Origin of the sequence: Pinirhizobacter sp. (genome assembly GCF_035317885.1) — a bacterium.
In the GTDB taxonomy this organism is placed as follows: domain Bacteria; phylum Pseudomonadota; class Gammaproteobacteria; order Xanthomonadales; family Rhodanobacteraceae; genus Pinirhizobacter.
Genome location: NZ_DATHFX010000047.1, coordinates 1 through 6,800 on the forward strand (window position 1 = coordinate 1; position 6,800 = coordinate 6,800).

Consider the following 6,800-nt stretch of genomic DNA (forward strand, 5'->3'; position numbering starts at 1 on the left):
GCGCCACCTCCGCGTCGATCAGCGCCTTCATCTCGCGCAGCCCGGCGAAGGCGGTGTAATCGAGGTAGCGGCGATACACGAAGGGCCGCAGCATGTCTTGCAGTTGCCGCCCCGCCGTACGGTCGCCAGCCACGGGACGCGCCTTGATCCACGCATAGCGCTCCCAGTCGCGGCCTTCGCGCTGGTAGTACTGCTCCATGGCGGCAAAGGGCAACGCCAGGCGGCCGGAGTTGCCGAAAGGTCGCAGGCGCAAATCAACGCGCGCGCAGATCCCGTCGCTGGTGGGTTCGGCCAACAGGCGCACCAGCTGGCGGCCGAGACGGACGAAATACTCGTTGTTATCGAGCGGACGGGGGCCATCGCTCTGGCCCCCGTTGGGGTAGGCCAGCACCAGGTCGATGTCGGAGGAGAAATTCAGCTCCGACCCGCCGAGCTTGCCGAAGCCCACCACCACAAGCCGCTGTTCCTCTCCCGAGGCATCGCGTGCCTTGCCATAGCGCCGGGCCATGGCGCGCTCGCTCCAGGCCAGGCCGACCCCCAACAAGGCTTCGTAAAGCTGGCTGGTGGCGGCGAGAGTCTCGCCAACATCGTCCAGGCCGTTGACGTCGCGGAAGACCAGGCGAAGCGCCTCGGCGTGGCGGAAACGGCGCAGGCGCGCCAGTGTCTCGGTTTCGTCGTCGGGCAGCTGTAGAGACTCGATCCGCGCGGAAGCGTCGGCGCCGGAGCGCAGGCGTTCGATGCCCGCCGGCGCCAGCCATTCGGGGTGTCGCCGCAGGACGTCGAAGGCGTAGTCGCTGGCCAGCAACAGTTGGCGGAGGCGTTCGGTGACGCCCGCATCATCGTGTACCGCCACGCCCATGGCGCGGCAGCGCGCCATCAGGTCGGCCAGGCGGCCATCGACGAGGGCGCGGAGTTCGGGAGAAGGGCTGGGCTGGGGCATGGCCGTCCATTGTGCCGTCGATGGGCGGTCAGCGGACAGTCAGACGGCAGGCACGTGCAGTTCATGACCCCTGGGTTACAGTGTCTACCCGTTAGCGTGACAACATCCGTCATGTCGCAAATTCATGCTGTGAAATCAAGGTTATGGCGCTGGCGCGTTCTGCGCATCGGGGTGCCGCTCGCACTGGCCGTGGCGCTGGTATTCCTTACCTCGCTGATCGATGGAAACCCAGGCGTAAGCCCGGGTGTCTGGTACCAGCGCCCCTTGCACCTGTTCGCCAATGCCCTGCCGGGGCTGATGGTGGCGACGCTTCTGGTGGTGCTCACCCGCAGGATTTTCCTTGCCTTCGGGCTAACTTGCCTGGGGCTGGGCATCGTCTACGGCGTGAATGCGATCAAGGTGCGCAATCTCGGCACCCCGCTGGTGCCCGCCGATTTCCGCATGGTCGGCCAACTCAAGGGCAGCGGCGCGCATCTTCTGGGCGGTTACCTACCGGCAAGCCCCTGGCCGTACCTGGCCATCGTCGCCGCCATCGCCATCATCTGGGCATTGGCCCATTACGAACCACCCATGTTCGCCCGTCGCACGCACGGCAAGCGGCTCACCGCGGGCTTTGCCCTGTTGGCGCTGCTGGGCACGCTGTTCGCCGGCCTGCCCGCCTGGGCCCATGTATACGACCGCGACAGGCTTGGCATGGAACCATGGTCGGCGTCGGCCACCGCGGGACACAACGGCCTGGTGACCATGCTGATGCAGTTCCGCCTGCAGTACGCTGGCCAGAAACACAAGGCGGATCCGGACGCCGCGGAGCGCTTCATTGCCGCGAGCGACACGCGATTGCGTGATCACATCGCGCAGAGCGCGACATCAGACGGCCAGACTCCCGACATCGTGATCGTGCAGAGCGAGTCGTTCTTCGACCCGGCCGTGATCAAGGGCCTGGAGGGCGACACCTTCGCACCCAACCTGCACCGCCTGGCCGAACGCTCCGCTTCAGGCTCGCTGCATGTACCCACCTTCGGTGGCGGCACCATCCGCACCGAGTTCGAAGTGCTCACCGGCCTGTCGCTGCGTTACTTCGCCGACATGCAGTTCCCCTACCTGCAGCTCAACGTCCGGGTGATTCCGGGGATGGTGCGCACGTTGCGCTCGCATGGCTACGAAACCATCGCCGTGCACGGCAACGATGGCAGCTTCTGGAATCGCAACACGGCATTCAAGGCGGTGGGCTTCGACAAGTTCATCACGCAGCCGCAGTTCCCGCGCGGTTTCAAGGTCGATGGCAACTACATGGCCGACAGCGCGATGACGGATGAAATCCTCTCGCAGCTGAAGGACTCCGGGCCGCCACGGCTGGTCTTTGCCATCAGCATGGAAGCGCATGGGCCGTACGACACGAATCCCAACATCGACGTGGCCGAACGCGATGCCATTCCGGTACCCAGCGGCGTGGACGGCAAGGCCAAGCTCGACCTGCAGAATTACATCTATCACATGCGCCATGCCGATGCCGAACTCGGCCGCCTGGCGGATCTTCTGTCCAAACGCGAGCGCCCCGCCCTGTTGCTGTTCTACGGCGACCACTTGCCGGCGCTGATCGACACCTACAACACCGCGGGCTTCGTCAACGGCCAATCGATGCTTACCCAGCCCGTGCCGTGGATTCTCTTCGATACGCGAGCGGACAAGAACGTGAAGCAGGACATGGCCGCATGGGCGTTGCCGGTCATGGTGCTTGACCGGGCCGGCATCCACGACGATCCGTACTTCGCGCTCACCCAGGTGGTGGCGCCGGTTCTGGCGGCGCTTACCCGCGCCCCTGACGCACCGCTGCCGAATGAAGACGCCGTGCAGAAAGACGACGACAACGGCATGGGCAACGTGGCGCAGCTGCGCCTGCGCGGCAAACTGGACAAACTGATGGCGCAGTTCGCCTCGCCGATGGATGCTGCCGTGCTGGCCCGGCAGAAGACTGCAGCGGAGGAAGCCGCGGCGGCGGGCGCACGGCAGTAAGTCATCGCCACGGCCCGGGCATAAAAAAACCCCCGCTGAAGCGGGGGTTTTGTTTTTCAGCGGAGAGGCGGGATTAGAAATCCATGCCGCCCATGCCGCCCATGCCACCGCCGTGACCGCCACCATGGCCACCGCCGTCGTCCTTCTTCGGCACTTCGGCAACGATCGCCTCGGTGGTGATGGCCAGGCCAGCCACCGAGGCAGCGTGCTGCAGGGCCGTGCGGGTGACCTTGGTCGGGTCCAGGATGCCCATGACCAGCATGTCGCCGAACTCGCCGTTGGCGGCGTTGTAACCGAAGTTACCCGTGCCTTCCTTGACCTTGGCGACGATCACCGAGGGCTCTTCGCCCGCGTTGGCCACGATCGCACGCAGCGGCGCTTCGAGGGCGCGGCGGGTGATGGCAATGCCCAGGTCCTGGTCGGTGTTGTCACCCTTCAGGTTTTCAACGGCCTTCAGCGCGCGGATCAGCGCAACGCCACCGCCGGCAACAACGCCTTCTTCCACCGCTGCGCGCGTGGCGTGCAGGGCGTCTTCGACGCGGGCCTTCTTTTCCTTCATTTCGATCTCGGTACCGGCACCGACCTTGATCACGGCAACACCGCCGGCCAGCTTGGCCACACGCTCCTGCAGCTTCTCACGGTCGTAATCGGAGGAGGTTTCCTCGATCTGCGCCTTGACCTGGGCGATACGCGACTGGATGCGCTCAGCTTCACCGGCACCATCGATGATGGTGGTGTTTTCCTTGGTGATCACCACGCGCTTGGCGCGGCCCAGGTCGTTGATGGTGGCCTTCTCAAGCTGCAGGCCCACTTCCTCGGAGATCACCTGGCCATTGGTGAGGATCGCGATGTCCTCCAGGATGGCCTTGCGGCGGTCACCGAAGCCCGGCGCCTTGACGGCGGCGACCTTGACGATGCCACGGATGGTGTTGACCACGAGCGTTGCCAGGGCTTCGCCCTCGACTTCCTCGGCCACGATCAGCAGCGGCTTGCCAGCCTTGGCGACGGCCTCGAGCACGGGCAGCAGCTCGCGCACGTTCGACACTTTCTTGTCGTGGATCAGGATGTACGGGTCGTCCAGCTCAACCTGCTGGGACGCCTGGTTGTTGATGAAGTACGGCGACAGGTAGCCGCGGTCGAACTGCATGCCCTCGACGACGTCGAGTTCGTTCTCCAGGCCCGAGCCTTCTTCAACCGTGATCACGCCTTCCTTGCCGACTTTCTTCATCGCGGTGGCGATGATGTCGCCGATGTTGGCGTCGGAGTTGGCCGAGATGGTACCGACCTGGGCGATTTCCTTGTCGTCGACGGTGGGCTTGGAGAGCTTCTTCAGCTCGCCCACGGCGGCGATGACGGCCTTGTCGATGCCGCGCTTGAGGTCCATCGGGTTGATACCGGCGGCAACAGCCTTCAGGCCTTCCTGGATGAACGCCTGGGCCAGCACCGTAGCGGTGGTGGTGCCGTCACCGGCGACGTCGGAGGTCTTGGAGGCGGCTTCCTTGACGATCTGCGCGCCGAGGTTCTCGTACTTGTCGGCCAGCTCGATCTCCTTGGCGACGGACACGCCGTCCTTGGTGATCGTGGGGGCGCCGAAGCTCTTTTCGAGCACGACGTTACGGCCCTTGGGGCCGAGGGTGACCTTGACCGCGTTGGCCAGGGTGTTCACGCCCTTGAGGATGCGCGAACGGGCGTCTTCGCCGAAGCGGACTTCTTTAGCTGCCATGACTTTGAATTCCTTGAACTAGGTTAGGTTTTTTAAGGGGTACGGGAGAGGCAGGATTCAGCCTTCGATCACCGCAACGATGTCGTCTTCCTTAAGGAAAACGAGCTCTTCCCCGTCGATCTTGATTTCCTGGCCGGCGTACTTGCCGAACAGTACGGTTTCGCCTTCCTTCACCGACATCGGGCGGACGTTGCCGTCTTCCAGGATGCGACCGGTGCCGGCGGCGATGACCTTGCCGCGGGTGGGCTTCTCGGTGGCGCTGTCAGGAATGACGATGCCGCCAGCGGACATGCGCTCTTCTTCGAGGCGCTTGACGATGACGCGGTCGTGCAACGGACGCAGCTTGCTCATGGTTCACTCCACTAAGTGGTTGATGATGAAAGAAAATGGTGTCGCCTGTTAGCACTTGCCATAGGCGAGTGCCAGAAGTTTAGCCGCAGTTCGTCCATGGCGGAAGAAGCTGGGCGCGACTAGCTAATGGCGGCGCGTGGGCGTGGTTCAAGGGGGACGTGGCCCAAAGACCACCGATTCTTCACGGCAACCCGTCGCAGGCGGACGAGATGACGTCCTGGGAGGAGCCCCTGATCGGGCATGGCGGGCGCGTCTTCGCGGCTCTCACTGGCAGCCCGTGTCGGACGGTTTTGCGGCGAATCGAATAGGAAGGGACCGCCACGCTTCCTAGCATGTCAATCCATGCCCCTTGTGGAAGAAGCCATGCCATCCGCCCCCGGCCACCGTTTCCCGACCCTTCCGTTGATGTTCATCGCCCTCGGCTGCTTCCTTGCCGGTACCGCCCATGCAGGCATCACCCTGGACAGCATGCATGCCTACCTGGCGCCCAACCGCAGTACCGGCGAGCTCACCGTCTACAACATGAGCCCGGCCACCGCCTTCGTCCGCGTCGACGTGATCGAGATGACGGTCGGGGGCGACGAATTGAGCGCCGTAACCAGCGAACTGGAAAAAACCCTGCTGGCAAGTCCCAACCGCCTGATCGTGCCTGCGGGCGGGCGGCAGGTCGTGCGTCTGATCACCCTGGGCGAACGCAATCACGAACGGTATTTCCGTGTGCGCTTCGTTCCCGTGGCACCAAAGAAGGCCGATGGCTTCGCCATATCGGACGAAGATGAGAACGAGGCCTCCAAGGAGATCCATGCGCAGTTGAGCATCCAGGTGGGCTACGGCGCGCGAGTCGTCGTTGCTCCGCGCTCACCCCTGTTCGCCACGCGAATTGCGGCCGTCGATGGCGGCCATGTGGTTCACAACGATGGCAACAGCACGATCTATCTCACAGGTCACCGTTCGTGCCGCCGTGCATCACATGAATGCAAGGAGCTACCCGCTGAGCGCGTCAACCCGCATGGCAGTCTCAGGGTGCTCGTTGAACCTAACCGTTATCGTTCGTTCGAGCTCAAGGAAGGAGTAACCACGACCAAAAAAATGATTGGCGAAAGAAACTGACATTCAAGCCACATGTTGACGCAAAAGAAAGAACTTTTTACCAACTTCGCGAGCATCGGCGCAATCCAATTGCGGTAGGCCGCGGGAAGCTAATCTTCGACAAGTTTAACGAAAGGAATCACCCATGAAGATCAACCACATCGCCCTCGCCATTTGTCTTGGCATGGTACCGCTAGCCAACGCCGTGGCCGCTCCGGTCCAGCAGACACTGAAGTTCAGCACCATCATACCGGAGCCAGACTTCACGATCACCCCAACTAGGCCATGGCCAACAGCCGTTACCCCTCTCGCCTACGACAAGGTTAAAGAAATTTTCACTCCTTATGCGAACGACGTGAGGATTACCAGCTTGACCCTGAACGTCACGGCAAAGCTGGAAAAAGCCGCCAACCTGGTAAATGACAGTAACAGTGACGCCGTCATCCCCCTGCAAGTAAAGCTGGGTGACAAGACAATTACCCTGGATGCACAGCAGATACATGTCAAAGGCGGCGGGGCACCTTATCCGCTTAGCATCCAGCCCATTGGTAAGGGATATCCCGGTGGCACCTACGCTGGTGATGTCGTACTGATCTTCGACGGCGTTTAGAACCACCCGCCAGGTCGAGCAAATCGACCTGGTGTTTTTCTTTCGAATCCGCCTGGCGCGGGAAGGTTACTTTT

5 protein-coding genes and 1 pseudogene are annotated in these 6,800 nt (G+C 62.8%); 3 read left to right on the forward strand and 3 right to left on the reverse strand.

Going from position 1 to position 6,800, the window contains the following annotated elements:
- Window positions 1-940 (reverse strand): annotated as a pseudogene (locus tag VK519_RS01410) (bifunctional [glutamate--ammonia ligase]-adenylyl-L-tyrosine phosphorylase/[glutamate--ammonia-ligase] adenylyltransferase); the annotation flags it as partial.
- A 171-nt stretch (window positions 941-1,111) separates the two neighbouring features.
- Here VK519_RS01410 and VK519_RS01415 point away from each other — a divergent pair.
- The gene (locus VK519_RS01415; protein WP_324346948.1) at window positions 1,112-2,953 is read left to right on the forward strand and encodes an LTA synthase family protein; all 1,842 of its coding nucleotides are present in this window, start codon (window positions 1,112-1,114) and stop codon (window positions 2,951-2,953) included.
- Window positions 2,954-3,026: 73 nt separating this feature from the next.
- On the opposite strand, the gene groL is transcribed toward VK519_RS01415, so the two are convergent.
- Complete coding sequence (gene groL / locus VK519_RS01420; RefSeq protein WP_324346950.1) at window positions 3,027-4,676, reverse strand: chaperonin GroEL; 1,650 nt, start codon at window positions 4,674-4,676, stop codon at window positions 3,027-3,029.
- 57 nt (window positions 4,677-4,733) lie between these two features.
- Window positions 4,734-5,027: a co-chaperone GroES gene (gene groES / locus VK519_RS01425; protein WP_250624728.1), complete on the reverse strand. Its 294-nt coding sequence runs from the start codon at window positions 5,025-5,027 to the stop codon at window positions 4,734-4,736.
- A 363-nt stretch (window positions 5,028-5,390) separates the two neighbouring features.
- On the opposite strand from groES, the gene VK519_RS01430 reads away from it, so the two are divergent.
- Together VK519_RS01430 and VK519_RS01435 are read left to right on the forward strand one after the other, a co-directional pair.
- Window positions 5,391-6,137, forward strand: a complete 747-nt coding sequence (locus VK519_RS01430) for a hypothetical protein (protein ID WP_324346954.1) — start codon at window positions 5,391-5,393, stop codon at window positions 6,135-6,137.
- A gap of 124 nt (window positions 6,138-6,261) precedes the next feature.
- Entirely contained in the window at window positions 6,262-6,726 is a 465-nt protein-coding gene (locus tag VK519_RS01435; protein WP_324346955.1) for a CS1 type fimbrial major subunit, read from the forward strand.
- The last annotated feature ends 74 nt before the right edge of the window (window positions 6,727-6,800 follow it).